The organism is Streptomyces sp. NPDC001381 (genome assembly GCF_042895685.1).
GTDB lineage: Bacteria > Actinomycetota > Actinomycetes > Streptomycetales > Streptomycetaceae > Streptomyces.
On the sequence record NZ_JBIAWO010000002.1, the window covers coordinates 489,985 to 508,446 of the forward strand.

General features: G+C 74.1%; 14 protein-coding genes. 8 read left to right on the forward strand and 6 right to left on the reverse strand.

Annotation, left to right across the window (positions count from 1 at the left end; all coding sequences use genetic code 11):
• Nucleotide 1 precedes the first annotated feature (1 nt).
• Nucleotides 2-511, forward strand: a complete 510-nt coding sequence (locus ACFY2L_RS09290) for a flavodoxin domain-containing protein (protein WP_390821938.1) — start codon at nt 2-4, stop codon at nt 509-511.
• A gap of 329 nt (nt 512-840) precedes the next feature.
• Here ACFY2L_RS09290 and ACFY2L_RS09295 read toward each other — a convergent pair whose 3' ends face one another.
• Complete coding sequence (locus ACFY2L_RS09295) at nt 841-1,479, reverse strand: TetR family transcriptional regulator (protein ID WP_390821939.1); 639 nt, start codon at nt 1,477-1,479, stop codon at nt 841-843.
• A gap of 57 nt (nt 1,480-1,536) precedes the next feature.
• Here ACFY2L_RS09295 and ACFY2L_RS09300 point away from each other — a divergent pair, with 57 nt between their 5' ends.
• Nucleotides 1,537-2,223 carry a class II aldolase/adducin family protein gene (locus ACFY2L_RS09300; protein ID WP_390656291.1) on the forward strand — a complete coding sequence of 229 codons (687 nt, stop codon included), beginning with the start codon at nt 1,537-1,539 and terminating at the stop codon, nt 2,221-2,223.
• A gap of 25 nt (nt 2,224-2,248) precedes the next feature.
• Nucleotides 2,249-3,178: a carbohydrate kinase family protein gene (locus ACFY2L_RS09305; RefSeq protein WP_390822401.1), complete on the forward strand. Its 930-nt coding sequence runs from the start codon at nt 2,249-2,251 to the stop codon at nt 3,176-3,178.
• Nucleotides 3,179-3,692: 514 nt separating this feature from the next.
• On the opposite strand, the gene ACFY2L_RS09310 is transcribed toward ACFY2L_RS09305, so the two are convergent.
• On the reverse strand, nt 3,693-4,778 hold the full coding sequence (locus ACFY2L_RS09310; RefSeq protein ID WP_390821940.1) for a M12 family metallopeptidase: 1,086 nt from the start codon (nt 4,776-4,778) through the stop codon (nt 3,693-3,695).
• A 96-nt stretch (nt 4,779-4,874) separates the two neighbouring features.
• Between ACFY2L_RS09310 and ACFY2L_RS09315 the strand changes: the two genes are divergently transcribed.
• On the forward strand, nt 4,875-6,614 hold the full coding sequence (locus tag ACFY2L_RS09315; protein WP_390821941.1) for a response regulator transcription factor: 1,740 nt from the start codon (nt 4,875-4,877) through the stop codon (nt 6,612-6,614).
• A 31-nt stretch (nt 6,615-6,645) separates the two neighbouring features.
• On the opposite strand, the gene ACFY2L_RS09320 is transcribed toward ACFY2L_RS09315, so the two are convergent.
• A complete protein-coding gene (locus tag ACFY2L_RS09320) occupies nt 6,646-9,249 on the reverse strand; it encodes a CHAT domain-containing protein (RefSeq protein ID WP_390821942.1) in 2,604 nt (867 codons plus the stop codon).
• A gap of 312 nt (nt 9,250-9,561) precedes the next feature.
• Between ACFY2L_RS09320 and ACFY2L_RS09325 the strand changes: the two genes are divergently transcribed.
• The 3 genes from ACFY2L_RS09325 to ACFY2L_RS09335 all read left to right on the forward strand — a co-directional run bounded on the left by ACFY2L_RS09325 (nt 9,562) and on the right by ACFY2L_RS09335 (nt 12,195).
• Nucleotides 9,562-10,974: a S8/S53 family peptidase gene (locus ACFY2L_RS09325; protein ID WP_390821943.1), complete on the forward strand. Its 1,413-nt coding sequence runs from the start codon at nt 9,562-9,564 to the stop codon at nt 10,972-10,974.
• Between the two features lie 142 nt (nt 10,975-11,116).
• Entirely contained in the window at nt 11,117-11,692 is a 576-nt protein-coding gene (locus tag ACFY2L_RS09330; protein WP_390656296.1) for an RNA polymerase sigma factor, read from the forward strand.
• 23 nt (nt 11,693-11,715) lie between these two features.
• Nucleotides 11,716-12,195 carry a hypothetical protein gene (locus tag ACFY2L_RS09335; protein WP_390657103.1) on the forward strand — a complete coding sequence of 160 codons (480 nt, stop codon included), beginning with the start codon at nt 11,716-11,718 and terminating at the stop codon, nt 12,193-12,195.
• Nucleotides 12,196-12,210: 15 nt separating this feature from the next.
• Here ACFY2L_RS09335 and ACFY2L_RS09340 read toward each other — a convergent pair whose 3' ends face one another.
• Entirely contained in the window at nt 12,211-13,005 is a 795-nt protein-coding gene (locus tag ACFY2L_RS09340; protein WP_390656297.1) for an N-formylglutamate amidohydrolase, read from the reverse strand.
• Between the two features lie 151 nt (nt 13,006-13,156).
• Nucleotides 13,157-15,376, reverse strand: a complete 2,220-nt coding sequence (locus ACFY2L_RS09345) for an NADP-dependent isocitrate dehydrogenase (protein ID WP_390821944.1) — start codon at nt 15,374-15,376, stop codon at nt 13,157-13,159.
• Nucleotides 15,377-15,595: 219 nt separating this feature from the next.
• Here ACFY2L_RS09345 and ACFY2L_RS09350 point away from each other — a divergent pair, with 219 nt between their 5' ends.
• Complete coding sequence (locus ACFY2L_RS09350; protein ID WP_390821945.1) at nt 15,596-17,161, forward strand: M1 family metallopeptidase; 1,566 nt, start codon at nt 15,596-15,598, stop codon at nt 17,159-17,161.
• A gap of 168 nt (nt 17,162-17,329) precedes the next feature.
• On the opposite strand, the gene ACFY2L_RS09355 is transcribed toward ACFY2L_RS09350, so the two are convergent.
• Complete coding sequence (locus ACFY2L_RS09355) at nt 17,330-18,427, reverse strand: mechanosensitive ion channel family protein (RefSeq protein ID WP_390656300.1); 1,098 nt, start codon at nt 18,425-18,427, stop codon at nt 17,330-17,332.
• Nucleotides 18,428-18,462 lie beyond the last annotated feature (35 nt).

The window sequence follows — 18,462 nt, forward strand, 5'->3', positions numbered from 1 at the left end:
CATGAACGTTCTGGTGGGATACGCGACGGCGCACGGTTCGACGCGGGGGATCGCCGAGCGGCTGGCCGCCGGGTTGCGCGAGGCGGGCCTGACGGCCGAGGCGAGGTCGGTGGAGACCGTGGACGACGTCTCCGGGTACGACGCGTTCGTCCTGGGCAGTGCCGTGCACGGGCAGACCTGGCTGGATCCGGCCAAGGACTTCGTACGCGCCCACGCGGACGTACTGGGCACCCGGCCGGTGTGGCTCTTCAGCGTCGGGATGCCGGCCGCGCTGCGCGGACCGTGGAAGCGCATGGCGGACAAGGAGATCCCGGTGATCGTCGCGAGTCTGCCCGGTGATCCGGCGTACCGGGAGCACCGGCTGTTCTCCGGTGTCGTCGCGCGGGAGCAGCTGCCCGCCACCGGACGCGTCCTGTTCCACCTGGTGGGCGGCCGGTTCGGCGACTACCGCGACTGGGCCGCCGTCGACGCCTGGGCCGCCGCGATCGCGGCGGAACTCGCCCACCGCTGACGGCGGCCGCCGCCTCGCGGGCCGCGGGCGCGGGCCCCCGGCACCGACCGCCCGAAGCCTCGGACGGACGGTCGTCTCCTGGCACCCCGGCGGACCTGGGGCCTGTCGTTTGGATCACGCCGCGGACGCGGGGTCCGGCACGCGCTCCCCCCGGAGGGGGGACCCCAGCGGCGTTGTCGTCGGTTGCCGACGCTCCGCGTCGACGCCCTCCTCCGCCTTGCAGCCGCACGCACCGGACCCCGCTCGGGCCGGCCCGAAGGCACCGTCACTCTCCTGCGGCCTGATCCAGACGACAGGCCCTGGCCCCGGCGGGCCGCCGGGAGGCTGGATCAGCGTCGGCCCACGACGTCCGCCAGATAGCCGCGCAGCATCACCTTCGCCTCCCCGAGCAGCCGCGCGTCACCGTCCGCGTCCCTGCGGAAGGCCTCCTGGGCGAGGGCGTCCGCCGCGAGGACCGCCGCGTGGCAGGAGCGGGCCAGGTCCTCGCCGTCTCGTACGACGTCCAGCGCGAGCAGCACCCGGCGGATCCCGTCGGCCATCCGCCGCTTGTGCTCGCGGTCCGCCGCCCGGGTCCGCTCGGTCAGCCCGCTGCCGAACCAGAGCGCGCGGAAACCGTGTTCCGTGCGGTAGATCCCGGCGTACGCGTCGATGAGGACGCCCACCGGGTCCTTCCAGCGCTCCTCGGCCGCCGCCCGGACCAGGTCGTCCATCACCCCTTCGAGACGCGCGAAGTAGCCCGCCGCGAGGGCGTCGATGATCGCGCCGCGGTCCGGCAGGTACTGGTACAGCGAGCCCACGGACACCTGCGCCTCGGCCGCGACCCGGGTCGTGGTCAGTGCCTCCACGCCCTCCTCGACCAGGATGCGCTCGGCGGCCCGCAGGACCAGCGCCAGGCGGGCCTTGCTGCGCGCCTGCCGGGGGGTGCGGCGCAGGGGAGGGGAACCCGTGTCTGCGGTGGGCCGGCCCAAGGATCGTCTCCGAACGTGAACGTGACTTTGTTTCAGGTTTACGCTACCTTCGCGCCCATGACCGCCTCAAGCTCGGCGCTGAGCCAGGAGCGGACCGCCGTGGCGGACGCCTGCCGGCGCCTGGGGGCCGAGGGCCTCCTCATCGGCACGGCAGGGAACGTGAGCGTCCGCGTCGCCGACCGGGTCGCCGTCACCGCCACCGGAGCGGTCCTCGCCGATCTGACGCCGGACCAGGTGACCGTGGTCGACCTCGACGGGAAGACGGTCGCCGGGACCTTCGAGCCCACCTCGGAACTGGATCTGCACCTGGGCGTCCACCGCCGCCGCGGCGCCGGCGCGGTCGTCCACACGCACGCCCCGAACGCCACCGCCGTGGCCTGCGTGCTCGACGAACTTCCCTGCATCCACTACCAGTTGCTGGCCCTGGGCGGCACGGTCCGGGTCGCGCCCTACGCCACCTTCGGCACCCCGGAACTCGCCGAGTCGGTGCTCACCGCCCTCGACGGCCGCAGCGCCGCCCTGATGGCGAACCACGGCGCGGTCACCCATGCGACCACCCTCGACCAGGCCGTCGAACACGCCCTGCTCCTCGAATGGGCCTGCGGCGTCTACCGGCGGGCGGCCGCCATGGGCCGCCCGCGCGCCCTGGACGAACAGCAGCAACTGGCCGTGATCGAGGCGGCGATCGCCCGGAACTACGGAACCACCCGCCCCGTACCACCCGCGCAGGACGAGAGCCGATGAAGGGGAGCCGATGCAGGGGGAGCAGATGAAGGTCTTCACGATGGGCGTGCACGTGCTGGACGTCCTCGTGCGGCCGGTGGAGGAGATACCCGAGGGGCAGGGCGCGACCCTGGTCGAGGACATCCGGATGACCGCCGCCGGAACCGCCGGCGGTACCGCCCTCACCCTCGCCAAGCTGGGCGCACAGGTGCGCAGCGCGGGCGCCATCGGCTCCGACCCCACCGGCGACATGCTCGTCCAGCTGCTCGGCAGGGCGGGAGTCGACACCGCGTTCCTGGTCCGCCGTACGGACACCGCGACCTCCGCGAGCGTCCTGCCCATCCGCCCCAACGGCGACCGGCCCTCCCTGCACCTGCTCGGCGCCAACATCACCTACGGCCCCGACGACGTGCCCTGGGACGCCCTCGCCGAGGCCACGCATCTGCACCTGGGCGGCCCCGAGCTGATCGGCGTCGAGACCGCCGCACGCATCCTGTCGTTCGCCAAGGAGCACGGCGTCGTCACCTCCGTCGACCTGCTCGCCCCCGGTGTCCTGGGCGGCTTCGAGCAGATCGAGGCGGCCCTGCCCCACATCGACCACTTCCTGCCCAACGAGGACCAGGTCCTCGGCTTCACCGGCGAGGACGACCTGCTGACCGGTGCGCGCAGACTCCTCGACGCCGGTGCGGGCGTCGTCGCGGTCACCCGCGGCGGGGACGGAGCACTGGTGGTGACCGCGGACGGCGCCGAGCCCGTGCCCGCCTTCGTCGTCGACGTCGTCGACACCACCGGCTGCGGCGACGCGTTCTCGGCGGGCTATCTGCGGGGCGTGAGCCTCGGCCGTACGCCGAGTGACGCCGCCGTCCTCGGCAGCGCCGCCGCGGCACTCGTCGCGCAGGGACTCGGCAGCGACCACGGCGACTTCGACCTCGCCGCAGCCGACGCCTTCGCCGCAACGGCCAAGCCACGCAGCTGAGTTCGGCGGACCATGAACGGGCCGGGCCGGATCGGACCGGACCGGGTCCGTCGCCCCGCTGCGAGGAGCGGTCGCGCCGGCCCGCCCGGACGTCCGCCCGAGCCGAAGCCGGTGGTGCGGCTGTCGTCGTGGGTCCGAGCCGAAGCCGGCGGTGCGGGCGTCGTCGTGGGTGCTGGACCCGCCGGGGGTGTGGCCCCGGCCGCCCCCGGCATGCGCGGAGGCCGCCCCGTGACGCGCGCGGCGGCCTCGCGTGCCCTCCGGGGTGCGGCCGGGCCGCGTACCGCCGCAGGGCGACGCCCCGCCCGGCGGCGTGGACGCCCCGGCGCCGGCCGGCTGCGGTCCGTGCGGCTCGTGGCGCTCACTCGGCGGACGACCCCTTGACGTCGGGACACGCCGTTCCCGCCAGGGGCCCGCGAACCGGTGCGGCCGGGGCACGTCTCCCTCCCCCGAAGGAGACGTGCCCCGGACCTTCCCCCGGCGCCGGACAGTGGTCTGCGGGCGGTCGTGCGCTCCCTCACCAGCACATGACCGCCGTCTCGCCCGAGCCCCAGCCGGAGTACAGCCGGATCCGGACGAAGTAGCGGCGGCCCTTGACGAGCCGGGCCCTGATCGTCGCGTTGCGCGCGGTGCCGCCGTCGTCCTGTCCGGCGAGGAAGCGGGGTTCGCCGTCCCGCTCCTCGAAGACCACGACGACCGCGTCGCTCTCCCCGAAGGTGCCGAGGGTGTACTCCCGGGTCTCCCTCGGCTCCACCGTGAAGTCGGCCTGCTCACCCGGCCCCAGCGACAGCGCCACCGACCGGAACGGCACCAGCGCCGGCGGCCGCGGCGCGTCGAGCGGCGGGTACCAGCGCAGCACGAACTCCTTGTCCAGCGGGGACAGCGCCCCCGCCGGGTGGACACCGCCCCGGAACTGCTCCGGCTCCAGGACCAGCCCCGCCTCGAAGGGGTACTCCATCACGGAGTGCGGGTCCCACACCGGGCCGTTGACCTCGGCCGGGTCCAGCTTGCGCAGGATGTTGAACCAGGTGCGGTCCCGGCTCCAGTGGTTCGGCGGGCCCGCCAGGCCGGCGTAGACGGCCTCGTCGTCCCAGTGGAGGCCGGCGAACGGGCTCTGGTGCTCGTGCTGCATGCCGAGCGCGTGACCGATCTCGTGCAGGGCCGTCGCGCGCTCCCCGGGCGCGGTCAGGTCCCAGCCCAGGTTCATGGTCCGCTCGTTGAGGCCCGCCCGCAGAGCGTCCCGGCCCACCGCCGACCAGGCCCCGTCACCCTGCTGGAAGCCGATCCGCAGCTCCGCCTCCGAACGGTCGGCGACCTCGGCGAACGACACCCCGATGCCGAGGCCGGACCACTCACGGAAGCAGTCGCGCACCACGTCCCGCTGCGCCTCGTCGCCGACCCACGACACCCGGCGGGTGCCCCCGGCACCCGGCACGGGGATCACCGACGCGTCACCGTCGCCGTCGAAGAAGCAGTAGTGCAGGACCGTGCCGTTGACCCACATCCGGCGTCCGCTCAGGAGCGCGCCGAGCCGCTCGGCGGCCAGCCCCGGCGGGAACACGGGGGCCGGCTGCTGCGCGAGCGAGCAGTAGCGGACGGTCATGGCCACCAGGGTGCCGCGACCGCCCTGCCGGACGCCTGAGTCGGGGGCTACTCAAGTCGCCCTGTATCAGGCGTGAGTATCCGCGCTCCTGATGACGTGACGACGATCGAGACGCATGCCAGGACCGCGCGGACGCCGTGGCCGTTCACCGGCCGGGAGGAGGAACTGGAGCTGGTCCGCCGCTCGTTGACGGCCGGCCGGCCCGGAATCGTGGTGACGGGACCGGCGGGCTGCGGCCGCACCCGCCTGGCCGCCGAGGCGGTCCGCGGCACCGGCTGCGCCCGCGCGGCCGGCACCCCCGGCGCCCGCGGCACCGCCTTCGCCGCGTTCGCCCACCTGCTGCCCGACGGGGTCACCCTGCACCGGGCCGTCCAACTGCTGGCGGATGTCAAGGTGCTGCTGGTCGACGACGCCCATCTGCTCGACGACACCTCGGCCGCCCTGCTGCACCAGCTGGCCGTCCAGGGCCGCACCCGGCTGCTGGTCGTGGCGACGGACGGCGCCCCGGTGCCGGACGCCGTCACCCGGCTGTGGACCGGTGAACTGCTGCCGCGCCTGGCCCTGGAACCGCTGCCCGCCCACGACACCGCCCAGCTCCTCACGGCCGGCGCCGGCGGCCCGCTGGAGCCCCTGACCGCCGGCCGTCTGCACCGCCTGTGCCGGGGTGATCTGCGCCTCCTGCGCGAGCTCCTGGGCGCCGTACGCGACGAGGGCCTGCTCGCCCCCGTCCCCGGCACCGGCGAACGGGCGTGGCGCGGCCGCGTCCCGCTGACCGCCACCCTCCGCGAACGTGCCGCCCCCGTCCTCGCCCGGCCCTGCCCCGGCGAACGCGAGACCCTCGACCGCCTCGCCTTCGCGGAACCCCTGCCGCTGCCCGTGGACGCGCTCGACCTGAGCGTCCTGGAACGCCTGGAGACCGACGGCCTGATCGAGGTGGACGACGGCGAGGCCGCCACGACCGTGCGCCTGGCCCACCCGCTGCACGGCCCCGTGCTGCGCGCCGCCGCCGGACGGCTGCGCGCGGGGCGGCTGGCCGGCGCCCGCGGATCGCTGCGCGCCGCCCTCGACGCCGAGGCGGCCGCCCTGACCCGCTCCGTCGAACGTGCCGACGTCCGCACGAAGCGGGCGCCCGTGGGGGAGTGGCTGGTCGCCGAGGGGGAACGGGTCCCGCCCGGGTACGCGGCCGTCCTCGCCCGCGTCTCACGGCTGCGGGGCGAGCTGCGCGAGGCCGCGGCCTGGGCGCGGGAAGGCCTGGCGAGCGCCGGGGAGGACGCCGCCTGCCGTCGCGAACTGGAGCTGACCGCGGCCCGGTCGGGCGAGGCGGACACCGCCGCCGGCTTCGACGCCTACGACGCCGTACGCCTCGGCGCCCCCGGACGTGCCGCCGGCCTCCTTCCGTCCGGCAGCGTCTTCGCCCGCCACGCCCGGGCCCTCGCCGACGCCGACGGGCCCGCCCTGGACCGGGTCGCCGCAGAGCTGGCGGAACGCGGCTTCCTGCTGTACGCGGCCGAGGCGCACGCCCAGGCGGTACGGGTCCACCGCGACCCCACCGCCGCCCGCACCGCCCGCACCCGGGCCGTCGCCCTGGCCCGGCGCTGCCAGGGAGCCTGCACCCCGGCCCTGTCCGGCCTCGTCCTGGGGGAACTCACCGCCCGGCAACGGCAGATCGTCACCCTCGCCGCGACGGGGCTGAGCAACCGTCAGATCGCCGAGCGCCTCACCCTGTCCGTCCGCACCGTCGGCAACCACCTCTACGGCGCGTACACCCGCCTCGGTGCGAGCGACCGGGGTGCCCTGCCCCGGCCTGCGGGTCTGTCGCACGCCCAACCCGCGTAGCAGCAAAGGGCGTTCACGCCGATCGCACCGGTCACGCCGCCCCGAACGCCGTGAACGCCCACCCCGTCGCCTGGTGCAGCGCGTCACCCGGAAGCGCCGCCCGCGCGTCACGCAGCGCTTCCGCCAGGGACAGGCCGTCGCCGAGACCCTTGTGCAGGCCCAGCATCAGGGGCACGACCGCCGCGTCGTTCACGGGCGCGCTGCTCGCCAGCACACCCGCCGTGCCCAGCGGGAGCAACGCCGTGACCAGACCGAGGAGTTCGTCGGCGCCGACCGAGGCGAGCCGGGCGGTGTCGCAGCTGGAGAGGATGATCCGGTACGGGCTGCGGGCCAGCCGCTCGAAGTCGTGGACGATCAGCGGGCCGTCGGCCATGCGCAGCGACGAGAACATCGGGCTGTCGGCGCGGAAGGTGCCGTGCGCGGCGATGTGCGCCAGCGCGGCCCCGTCCAGCTCCCGCAGGACCCGCGTCACATGGGCGTCGTCCTGCTCCAGCACCGTGAGCCTGCTGTACCGTCCGGCCACCTCCGGGACCTCCGCGCCGCCGGTCGCCAGACCCGGGCCGCGCACCAGGACGTGCCGGCCGCCGAGCGGCGGCTCGGTCTCCCGGGCGCGCAGCCAGGCACTCGCCGACGGCGACACGCTGACCACCCGCTCCCGCAGCGACGGCAGCAGCGCCCACGGGACGCGGTGCAGACGGGCCGGGGGCACGACCACCAGCGGTCCGCGGCCCAGCCGCTCCGCCGCCTCGCCCAGCAGCAGCTCCTCCAGCCGTCGTCCCGCCGTCTCGGCCAGCGGCAGCCGGCCCTCCCCGCCCGGATGGGCCAGCCGGCGCAGCGCCGACTGCACGTACTCGGCCTCCCGCTCCGCCTCGGCCAGCAGCCCGCCGGCGAACCGTCTGACCCGCCCCCCGCCGCACAACAGGACCTGAACCCGCCCGTCCAGCACGGCGAGTTCGACCAGCCTGCCGTCACCCAGCCGGTCGAGGAGCCGGCCCGCGTCGAACCGGCCCCCGTAGCCCGGCACATGTCCCCGGATGTGCAGGGTGCGGGAGCGGATCTCCCGCTCCAGGCGGCGCTGTTCGCGCTCCAGGGTCGGTACCGGGCGGCCGTCCATCCGCGCCTCCTCGGCGCGCGCCGCGATCACCCGGAACGCGGTCAGCCCGCTCAGCAGCGCCGGGTCGGCGGGCGGCCGGGTGGGCGGGGTGGACAGGGCCGTGGCCCGCCAGCGCTCGCTCCACACCAGCAGGCGCCGGGGGCCGCCCCGCTCCAGGGTCACCTGCTGGGCCAGCGCGGCCAGTTCGGCGCCCTGCGCGGTGGCCCGGGCCCGCAGCTCCGAGGCCCCCAGCGTCGTACGGTGGTCGTCGAGCACGTCGAGGCCGCGCCGGCAGGCCTCCAGCACGCCCCGCCCCGAGCCGGTGGCCCGCGCCCACAGCGCCTGCGCCGCCCAGCCCGTCATCCGCGCCAGCGGGGGCCCGCTGCGCCGGCTGCGCGCGGCGACCTCCAGATACCGTTCGGCGTCCGCCGCCCAGTCCAGCCCGAGCGCGATCCGGCCCGCCAGCAGCCAGGCCTCCGGGGCGGCGGGCGCGCCGAACGCGGACAGCCGTTCGGCCACCCTGACCGCGTCGGCGACCAGGCGCCCCGAACCGCGTCCCGCGGCCACCCGCGCGTCGATCAGCACCAGCCGGGCGTGCGCCTCCCACCAGGTGCGCCGCTGTCCGGCGAAGAGCCGCACGGCCACCGCCGCACGCGCGATCGCCGTCCCCGGGTCGCCCGCCAGCCGGGCCGCCTTCGCCGCGGCCAGCAGCAGTTCCGCCTTGCGGGTGGACTGGCCGCCGATCCGGTCCAGGACCGCGGTCGCCGCGTCCGCCTCGGCGCGGGCCTCCGGCGCGAGGCCGGCGGCCATCAGGACCTCGCAGCGCCGGATGTTGAGCATGAACGTCGGTGTGCCGAGCTTGGCGTACCGCTCCTCCGCCTCGTCGAGGAGCCGGAGCGCCGCGGGGACGTCTCCCGAGCGGAACGCGGCGAGGCCCCGGCTCTCGACCGCGTCCGCCTTGTCGTGCTCCTGGCCGGTGGTGTCCCACAGGGCCTCGGCCGCCGTGAAGTCCGCCTCGGCCCGCTCCACCGCCCCGAGCGCGAGATGCACGGTGGCGCGCAGGGTCAGGGCGCGCGCCGTCCAGATGACGTCGTCCGCCTGCCGCAGCACGGGTATCGCCCGCCGGACGTCCTCCAGGGCCTCCCGATGGTGCCCCAGCACCCACCAGGAGTAGGCCCGCCGGTACAGCACCCGCGCGCGGGTGTGGCCCGTACCGCGCTCGACCCCCCGCTCGAACGCCGCCAGGCCCTGCCGGGTGCGGCCCGCGTGCACCAGCGCGACGCCCAGCGTGGCCAGCACGTCCGCCTCACGCTCCGCCGAGTCGGCGCGCGCCGCCAGATCGCGGGCGCGTCGCAGATGGTCCAGGGCGAGCCGCATGTCGCCCCAGTCGCGCTGCCAGATGCCGATCACCTGGTGGGCGACCGAGGCGTGCAACGGCGTCGGATCGGTGTGGAGCAGCCCTTCCGCCCGCGCCAACGCGTCGTTGGGGGCGGCGAACACCATCGGCAGCAGTTCGAGAACCGAGTCGTTTCCCGCTGTCACCCCACGGATGGTAGTGCTCCGCCCGGCACGCCACACCCGTTCGGCACCCTATCCACCCGTATCAGGAAGGCATCACGTCAAGGGGCCCGGCGCGGCAGGGAAGGCGCGCGCGCCGGTACGCGGAGCGCACGCCGGTACGAAGGACGCACCGAGGGGGCGTACACGGGAGGGGCGTACGGAGGGGGCGTACGGCCGTAAGTGCACCACCGGCTTCCGCAACCGCACCACCCGCACCCGCCGTCGCACCACCTGTATCAGAGCAGGGCCGCGGGGATCCGACTGACGAGACACCGTCCAGGGGGAGGACACGCCATGGCACCACAGCGATTCCACGAGCAGTTCGACCAGATCCAGCGCGCGCTGCCCGGCGTCCCGCTGGCGATGGGGCCGGACGACTCGGCCGAGTTCATCTACGAGAAGGGCGTCGTCCTCGCCCGCGACGGCGAGGAGGCACAGGTCGTCGAGGACACCGTCCGCACCCACTTCACCGAGACCGCCGGCCTCGTCCCCGACCATGTGCGCCGGGCCGGACCGCGGGCCAACCGCTCCGGCATCACCCGCATCCAGGTCGGCGACCCCGGCCACACCGACCGCACCGCCGACCACGCCGTGGCGGGTGCCCTGCGCGCCCTGCGCGAGGCGGAGGGCCGCACCGGACGCCGGCTCGTCAGCCGCAACCACCTCGTGTCGATCTCCGTCAACGCCTGCCCCGGCGACGAGCCCGTGCCCGCCCCGTCCAGCGGCACGCCCAACCCCGCCCGGGCGGAGGGGGAGCACGACCCGGACAGCGCCGTCGGCGTCCTGGTGATCGACACCGGCCTGATGCACGACTACCGCTCCTACCCGCCGCTCGCCCACACCACCGGCGACCTCCAGGTCCGGGAGACCGACGAGGACGGCGTCCTCCAGCAGTACGTCGGCCACGGCACGTTCATCGCCGGGCTCGTCGCCGCCGTCGCGCCGAACACCGAGGTGACCGTGCGCAACACGCTCAACGACTGCGGCGCGATCCTGGAGGACGAGTTCGGCGAGAAGCTCTTCAACGCGGTGGAGGAGGGCGGCTGGCCGGACGTCCTCAGCCTGTCCGCCGGCACCTCCAACGGGCGCCTCGACGGCCTCCTCGGCCTCGACGGCTTCATGCGCGCGCTGGGCGAGCAGCACACCCTGCTGGTCGCCGCCGCCGGGAACAACGCCAGCGCGACGCCCTTCTGGCCCGCCGCCTACGCCTCGCTGCCCGCCTACGCCGACGCCGTCCTGTCGGTCGGCGCCCTGCGCGCCGACGGGGAGTACGGCGCCTGCTTCTCCAACCACGGCCCCTGGGTACGGGTCTACGCCCCCGGCGAGCGGCTCACCGGCGCCCTCACCGGCTTCGACGCGCCCGTCCCGTACGTCTACCAGCACTCCACCTACGAGACCTGCCGCTACGGCTTCGGCTACGCCTGCACCTGCCGTTCCCCGCGCCACACGGGCGTACTGAGCGACGCCTCCGGCAAGCCGGACCAGGTGATGTTCGAGGGGTTCGCGTCCTGGAGCGGGACCTCTTTCGCCACGCCCGTGGTGGCCGGGCTCGTCGCCGCCCACATGACCGCGACCAAGGAGACCGATCCCCGTGCCGCCGCCCGCCAACTGCTCGCCCGCACCACCCACTTCGCCGAAGTACGCGGGGCCCACGTCCCGGCGCTGCGCCCGCCCGGCTGGCGTCCGGTCCCGGTCGGCGCGGCATGAGGTCCGCGACGGGGGCCGCGTCCACCGCCGGCCCGGCGGCCCGGGCCGAAACCGCCCCGACGACCGGCCCGAGGTCCGGATGAGGTCCGACGGCGCCCCCGCCACGGCGTACGATGACAGGCCGTACACGAGGGGTGGGGCCGTGGACCGTACAGATGTCGGCGCGCTCGTCCGGTCGGCCGTCGACGGTGAAACGGCGGCCTGGAAGGCGCTCGTGGAGGGGCTGAGCCCGCTGGTGTGGTCGGTCGTGCGCGCACACCGGCTCTCCGAGGCCGACGGACACGAGGTGTACCAGACCGTCTGGTTCCGCTTCGCCCAGCACCTCGGCCGGATCCGCGAACCGGACAAGGCGGGCTCGTGGCTCGCGAGCACCGCGCGCAACGAGTGCCTGAAGGTGCTCAAGAGTGCGAGGCGGCTCACGCCGACCGACGATCCCCAGCTGCTGGACCGCGCCAGCGAGGAACCGACTCCCGAGGAGTCGGTCCTCGACTCGGAGGAGGCGGCCGAGCAGAGCGAGCGCGTCCGGTTCCTGTGGCAGGAGTTCGAGGCCCTCGGCGACCGCTGCCGGCAGCTGCTGCGGGTGCTGATCGCCTCGCCGCCGCCCAGCTACCAGGAGGTGTCGAGCGCGCTCGGCATCGCCGTCGGCAGCATCGGGCCGATGCGCCAGCGATGTCTGCGCCGGCTGCGGGCCCGGCTCGACGCACGGGGGGCACTGTGAGCGACACCCACGACATGCGCGGCATGGGCGACGACGACCGCGCGGGCGAGGACTCCTTCGGCGACGAGGAGTTCGACCACGGACGTCTGGAGCTGGAACTCCGCCAGGCCGCCGCCATCCTGGACCCGGTCCCGGCCGAGCTGCGCCGCATCGCCGTCGAGGCGTACGCGCTGCACGACCTGGACGCACGGATCGCGGAGCTGACCTTCGACTCGCTGACCGACGCGATCCCGGTCAGGGGAGCCGTCGACGTGCCCCGGATGCTGACCTTCCACACGAGCGGACTGACGGTCGACGTGGAGGTGACCGAGGACGGCCTGATGGGCCAGCTGCTGCCACCGCAGCCCGCCTCGGTCGAGGTCCTGCACGGCCCGCGCGCGGGCGCCTCGCTCACCGCCGACGACATGGGCCGCTTCTTCTGCGACGCCCCGCCCACCGGCCCCTTCGCCCTGCGGCTGCGGACCGGCGGGGAGGTGGTCGTCACGGAGTGGCTGCGGGCCTGAGCCCCGCCGCGGGGGTCAGGAGACGGCGTCCACCAGGGCCGCCAGCGCCGACGCCAGCCGGGGCAGTCCCGCCCCGGCGGGCCCGCCCGGCTCGCTCATGTAGGTGTCCCGGCGGATCTCCACCATCAGCGCGGACACCCGCGGCTCCCGCCCGTAGTACTCCAGCGGGACGTACGTCCCGGCGAACGGGCTGTCGAGTCCCGTCTCCCCGACGTTCGCGAACGCCTCGCGCGCCGCGGCGAGCAGCTCCGGCGGGGTGTGGAAGGAGTCGGTGCCCAGGCAGACCGGCGGCCGCGGGCCCGCGCCGTGCAGCTCGTAGGGCAGCGGCTCGGACGGATAGGAGTGCACGTCGACGACGACGGCCCGCCCGACGGCCGCCAGCCGCTCCCGCACGGCCTCGGTCATGGCCCGCGCGTAGGGCCGGAAGTACCGCTCGACCAGCGGCTCGGGGTCGAGGTCGTCGTCCCGCAGCACCTCCCGGTGCGTGGTCCGGGTGTACACGGCCCCCATCCCGACCGCCCGCATCTCCTCCCGCTCGTCCGGGAACCGCTCCGGATCGACCACCAGCCGCGAGAGCCGGTTGACGAACCGCCAGGGCGTCACACCGGCCGACCCGGCCGCCTCCTCGGCGATCCGGGCGGTGTGCGAGTCGGTGATGTGATCCAGTTCCCGCTCCAGCTCCGCGTCGCCCAGCACGATCCCCGCCCGTACCTCGGCCGGTATCTCCCGCGCCGAATGCGGCACATGCAGGATCACGGGCGAGCCGGCGGCTCCGGGGAGCAGCTCGAAGGAGGGTACGGCAGACGTCATCGGGCTGCTCCGGGGGCGTGGTCGGTGGTGCGGTGCGTGGTCGGAGACGCCACCGCGCCCCGGCCGGGCGGTGCCGGCCGGGGCGCGGGGCGAGCGGGAGCGGCGCCGGGCCGCGTCCGCCCGGGGCCGGGCGGGACGGGGCCGCGGGGCGTCAGCTCAGGGAGGCGAGCGCCTCGTTCCAGGTGGCCGACGGGCGCATGACCGCCGCCGCCTTGGCCGGGTCGGGCTGGTAGTAGCCGCCGATGTCGGCCGGCTTGCCCTGAGCGGCGATCAGCTCGTCGACGATCTTCTGCTCGTTGGCGGAGAGCGTCTCGGCGAGCGGCGCGAAGGCCTTCGCGAGCTCGGCGTCGTCGGTCTGCCGGGCCAGCTCCTGCGCCCAGTACAGGGACAGGTAGAAGTGGCTGCCGCGGTTGTCGATGCCGCCGACGCGACGGGTCGGGGACTTGTCCTCGTTGAGGAAGGTCGCCGTGGCGCGGTCGAGGGTGTCGGCGAGGACCTTGGCGCGGCCGTTGCCGGTGGCCGTGGCGAACTGCTCGAAGGAGGGCACGAGCGCGAAGAACTCACCGAGGGAGTCCCAGCGCAGGTAGTTCTCCTTGACCAGCTGCTGGACGTGCTTCGGCGCGGAACCGCCGGCGCCGGTCTCGAACAGACCGCCGCCCGCCATCAGCGGGACGACCGACAGCATCTTGGCGCTGGTGCCCAGCTCCAGGATCGGGAACAGGTCGGTCAGGTAGTCGCGCAGCACGTTGCCGGTGACGGAGATGGTGTCCTCGCCGCGGCGGATGCGCTCCACCGACAGCTTCGTCGCCTCGACCGGGGCGAGGATGCGGATGTCCAGACCCTCGGTGTCGTGCTCCGCCAGGTACGTGTTGACCTTGGCGATCAGGTTGGCGTCGTGCGCGCGGGTCTCGTCCAGCCAGAACACCGCCGGGTCGCCGGTGGCGCGGGCGCGGGTGACGGCGAGCTTCACCCAGTCCTTGATCGGCGCGTCCTTGGTCTGGCAGGCGCGGAAGATGTCACCCGCGGCGACCGGCTGCTCGATGAGCACGTTGCCGGCCTGGTCGACCAGGCGGACCGTGCCGGCGGTCTTGATCTCGAAGGTCTTGTCGTGGGAGCCGTACTCCTCGGCCTTCTGCGCCATGAGGCCGACGTTCGGGACCGAGCCCATGGTGGACGGGTCGTAGGCGCCGTGGGCGCGGCAGTCCTCGATGACGGCCTGGTAGACACCGGCGTACGAGGAGTCCGGGAGCACCGCGAGGGTGTCGGCCTCCTGGCCGTCCGGGCCCCACATGTGGCCGGAGGTGCGGATCATGGCCGGCATCGAGGCGTCGACGATGACGTCGGACGGCACGTGCAGGTTGGTGATGCCCTTGTCGGAGTCGACCATCGCCAGGGCCGGGCCCTCGGCGAGCTCGGCGTCGAAGGACGCCTTGACGGCGTCGCCCTCGGGCAGGGACTCCAGGCCCTTGAAGATGCCGCCGAGGCCGTCGTTCGGGGACAGGCCGGCGGCCGCGAGGGTCTCGCCGTACTGCTCGAAGGTCTTCGGGAAGAAGGCGCGCACCACGTGACCGAAGATGATCGGGTCGGAGACCTTCATCATCGTGGCCTTGAGGTGCACCGAGAACAGCACGCCCTCGGCCTTGGCCCGGGCGATCTGGGCGGTGAGGAACTCGCGCAGCGCGGCCACGTGCAGCACGGACGCGTCGACGACCTCGCCCTCGAGGACCGGTACGGACTCGCGCAGGACGGTGGTGGAGCCGTCCTCGCCGGCCAGCTCGATCCGCACCGTGCCGGCCTCGGAGATCACCACGGACTTCTCGGTGGAGCGGAAGTCGTTCTCGCCCATGGTGGCCACGTTGGTCTTGGACTCGGGGGTCCAGGCGCCCATGCGGTGCGGGTGCGTCTTGGCGTAGTTCTTCACCGAGGCGGGGGCGCGGCGGTCGGAGTTGCCCTCACGCAGCACGGGGTTCACGGCGGAGCCCTTGACCTTGTCGTAGCGGGCCTGGATCTCCCGCTCCTCGTCGGTCTTCGGGTCGTCCGGGTAGTTCGGCAGCGCGTAGCCCTGCGCCTGCAGCTCGGCGACGGCGGCCTTGAGCTGCGGGATCGACGCCGAGATGTTCGGCAGCTTGATGATGTTGGCCTCGGGCGTCTTGGCCAGGGCGCCGAGCTCGCTCAGCGCGTCCGGAATGCGCTGGTCCTCGGTCAGGTACTCCGGGAACACGGCGATGATGCGCCCGGCCAGCGAGATGTCCCGCGTCTCCACGGCGACACCCGCCTGCGAGGCGTACGCCTTGACCACCGGCAGGAAGGAATACGTCGCCAGGGCCGGGGCCTCGTCAGTGTGCGTATAGATGATGGTCGAGTCAGTCACCGGGTGCTCCGCTCCACGTCTGCAACATTGCTCGACATCAAGATATCTCGTGACGGAGGCGGGCTCGACAGGGGTCCGCCAGGGGTCCGCTCACACTTTTCCGCGATCCGTGCCCTCGGCCGGGCAACCGATCCGCCGGAACCGGTGGTCCAGGAGGTAGAGAGTCGACCTCGTCCACCGGCCGGACCGACCATCCGGCCGCCACAGCGAAAGCGGACCATGAGATATCGCACCAGAGTGACGGGCCCCGCGGCGGCCCTGATCGGCACCGCAGCCGTTCTCACGGGGGGCACCACGGCGCATGCCGTCCCGGGGGGCACCACGACGGACGGCGCGAGGACGGAGGGCACCGAGGCCCCCGAGACCCTCGGCGACCCCGTCTTCCCGGCCCTCGGCAACGACGGCTACCGGGTCACCTCCTACCACCTCGACTTCTCCTACGACGCCACGACCACCCTGGTGGACGCCGCGGCGACGCTGGAGATCCGCACCACCCAGGCCCTGTCGCGCTTCTCCCTGGACGCCCTCGGCCTGGACATAGCCACCGTGCAGGTCGACGGCCGCACGGCGCAGTTCGAGCAGGTGGCGGAGAAGCTGCGGATCACACCGCCCCGCCCTCTTCCCGACCGCGACCGTGCCACCGTCCGGGTGACCTACACCGCCGACCCGCGCCGCACCCTCGCGCACACCGCCTGGGTCCCCACCCCCGACGGGTTCGCCGTGTGCCCGCAGCCGGACTCGGCGCACACCGTCTTCCCCTGCAACGACCACCCGTCGGACAAGGCCGGCTTCACCGTCCGCATCACCGTCCCGGCGACCCTGAAGGCCGTCGCGAGCGGCACCCTCGTGTGCACCGAGGACCTGGCCGGCGACCGGACCGCGTACACCTACCGCTCCCGCTCCCCGATCGCCACCGAACTCGTGCAGATCACGGTCGGCGACTACGTCGTCAAGCAGCGGCAGGGCCCGCACGGGCTGCCCCTGCGCGACGTCGTCCCGGTCGCGCGGGCCGAGGCGCTGGAGCCCGCGCTCGCCCTCACCCCGGGCCTGGTGGAGTGGCTCGAGCAGCGGCTCGGCGCCTACCCCTTCGAGACGTACGGCCTGCTGCCCTGCAACTCCGACGACCCGGCCGCCTTCGACTTCACCGGCCTGGAGACCCAGACCCTCACCCTCTACAAGCCGAACTACCTCCTGCAGGCCGAGCCGAAGATCGGCTCGCACATGATGCACGAGCTGGTCCACTCGTACTTCGGCAACAGCGTCAGCCCCGCCACCTGGGCCGACCTCTGGCTCAACGAGGGCCACGCCGACTTCTACGGCCTGCTCTACCGCTACGAGCGCGGCTGGCCGGACTCCCTGGGCCTGACCACCTTCGAGGCCCGGATGAAGGACACGTACGCGCGCGGCGACCAGTGGCGGCGGACCTCGGGTCCCGTCGCCGCGCCGAACGCGGCCAACCTCTTCGACAGCCAGCGCTACCTCGGCGGCGTCCTCGTCCTGTACGCCCTGCGGCAGTTGATCGGCGAGGACGCCTTCCACGCGGTCGAGCGTGCCTTCCTGGCCCGCCACCGCAACTCCTCGGCCTCCACCGAGGACTACATCGCCGTCGCCCGCCAGGTCTCCGGCCAGGACGTCTCCGGCTTCCTGCGCGACTGGCTGTACGGCACGACGACGCCGAGGATGCCCGGTCACCCGGACTGGACGGTCACCCCGGTGCCGCCGTCCCTCACGGCCCCGCGCGGCAAGTCCGGCGCCCGCCGGCACGAGAACTCGGCGACGCTCTGATCCCGACCCCGGATCCCGGGGATCCCGGGGATCCCGGGGATCCCGGGGATCCCGGGGATCCCGGGGATCCCGGGGATCCCGGGGATCCCGGGGATCCCGGAACGCCGGGGACCCACCCGGCGTTCCGGACGCCCGCCCCGCCCTCGATCCGGGCGGGGCGGGGCGGCCCTACCCGTCGACCCGGACGGAGAGCGCGTCGCCCGTCTCCTCCGGGGTGCGCGGGTGCGGGATGACCACCGTGCCCTGCTGCAGCGACACGTTCCGGGCCGGCGCCGGGATCCGGATGCCCTCCTCGCGGTAGCGCCTGTGCAGCCGCTTGATGAACTCGTGCTTGATCCGGTACTGGTCGCTGAACTCCCCGACGCCCAGGATCACGGTGAAGCCGATGCGGGAGTCGCCGAAGGTGTGGAAGCGGACGGCCGGTTCGTGCTCCGGGACCGCGCCGGTGATCTGCGTCATCACCTCGGCGACGACGTCCATGGTCACCCGCTCCACGTGCTCCAGGTCGCTGTCGTAGGCCACGCCCACCTGCACCAGGATCGTCAACTCCTGCTCGGGCCGCATGAAGTTGGTCATATTGGCCTTGGCGAGCTGCCCGTTGGGGATCACGATCAGGTTGTTGGACAGCGCCCGGACCGTGGTCTGACGCCAGTTGATGTCCTCGACGTACCCCTCCTCCCCGCTGCTCAGCTTGATGTAGTCGCCCGGCTGGACGGTCTTGGAGGCGAGGATGTGGATGCCCGCGAAGAGGTTGGCGAGGGTGTCCTGCAGGGCCAGCGCGACGGCCAGACCGCCGACGCCCAGGGCGGTGAGCATCGGCGCGATGGAGATGCCCAGGGACTGCAGCATCACCAGGAAGCCGAGGGCCAGGACCAGGACGCGCGTGATGTTCACGAAGATCGTGGCGGATCCCGCGACCCCCGAGCGGGACTGGGTCACCGACTGCACCAGCTCGGCGACCACCCGGGCCGCCGACACCGTCACCACGAAGATCAGCAGCACCGTCAGGCACTGGTTGACGGTGTGCTGGACCGGCTTCGTCAGCGGCAGCACCGCGGCCGCGGCGGACGTCCCTCCCGCTATCGCCGCCCACGGCACCACCGTGCGCAGCGCGTCCACGATCACGTCGTCGCCGTTCCACCGGGTGCGCTTGGCGTGCTTGGCCAGCCAGCGCAGCAGCGTGCGCGACAGGAAGGCCACGAGGAAGCCCGTGGCCACCGCGATCCCGGCGAGGACGAGGTCGTCCAGGGTCAGCGCGCGGTTCACCGCTCACCTCCGGGGAGTCGCTGCGCGGCGGAGAG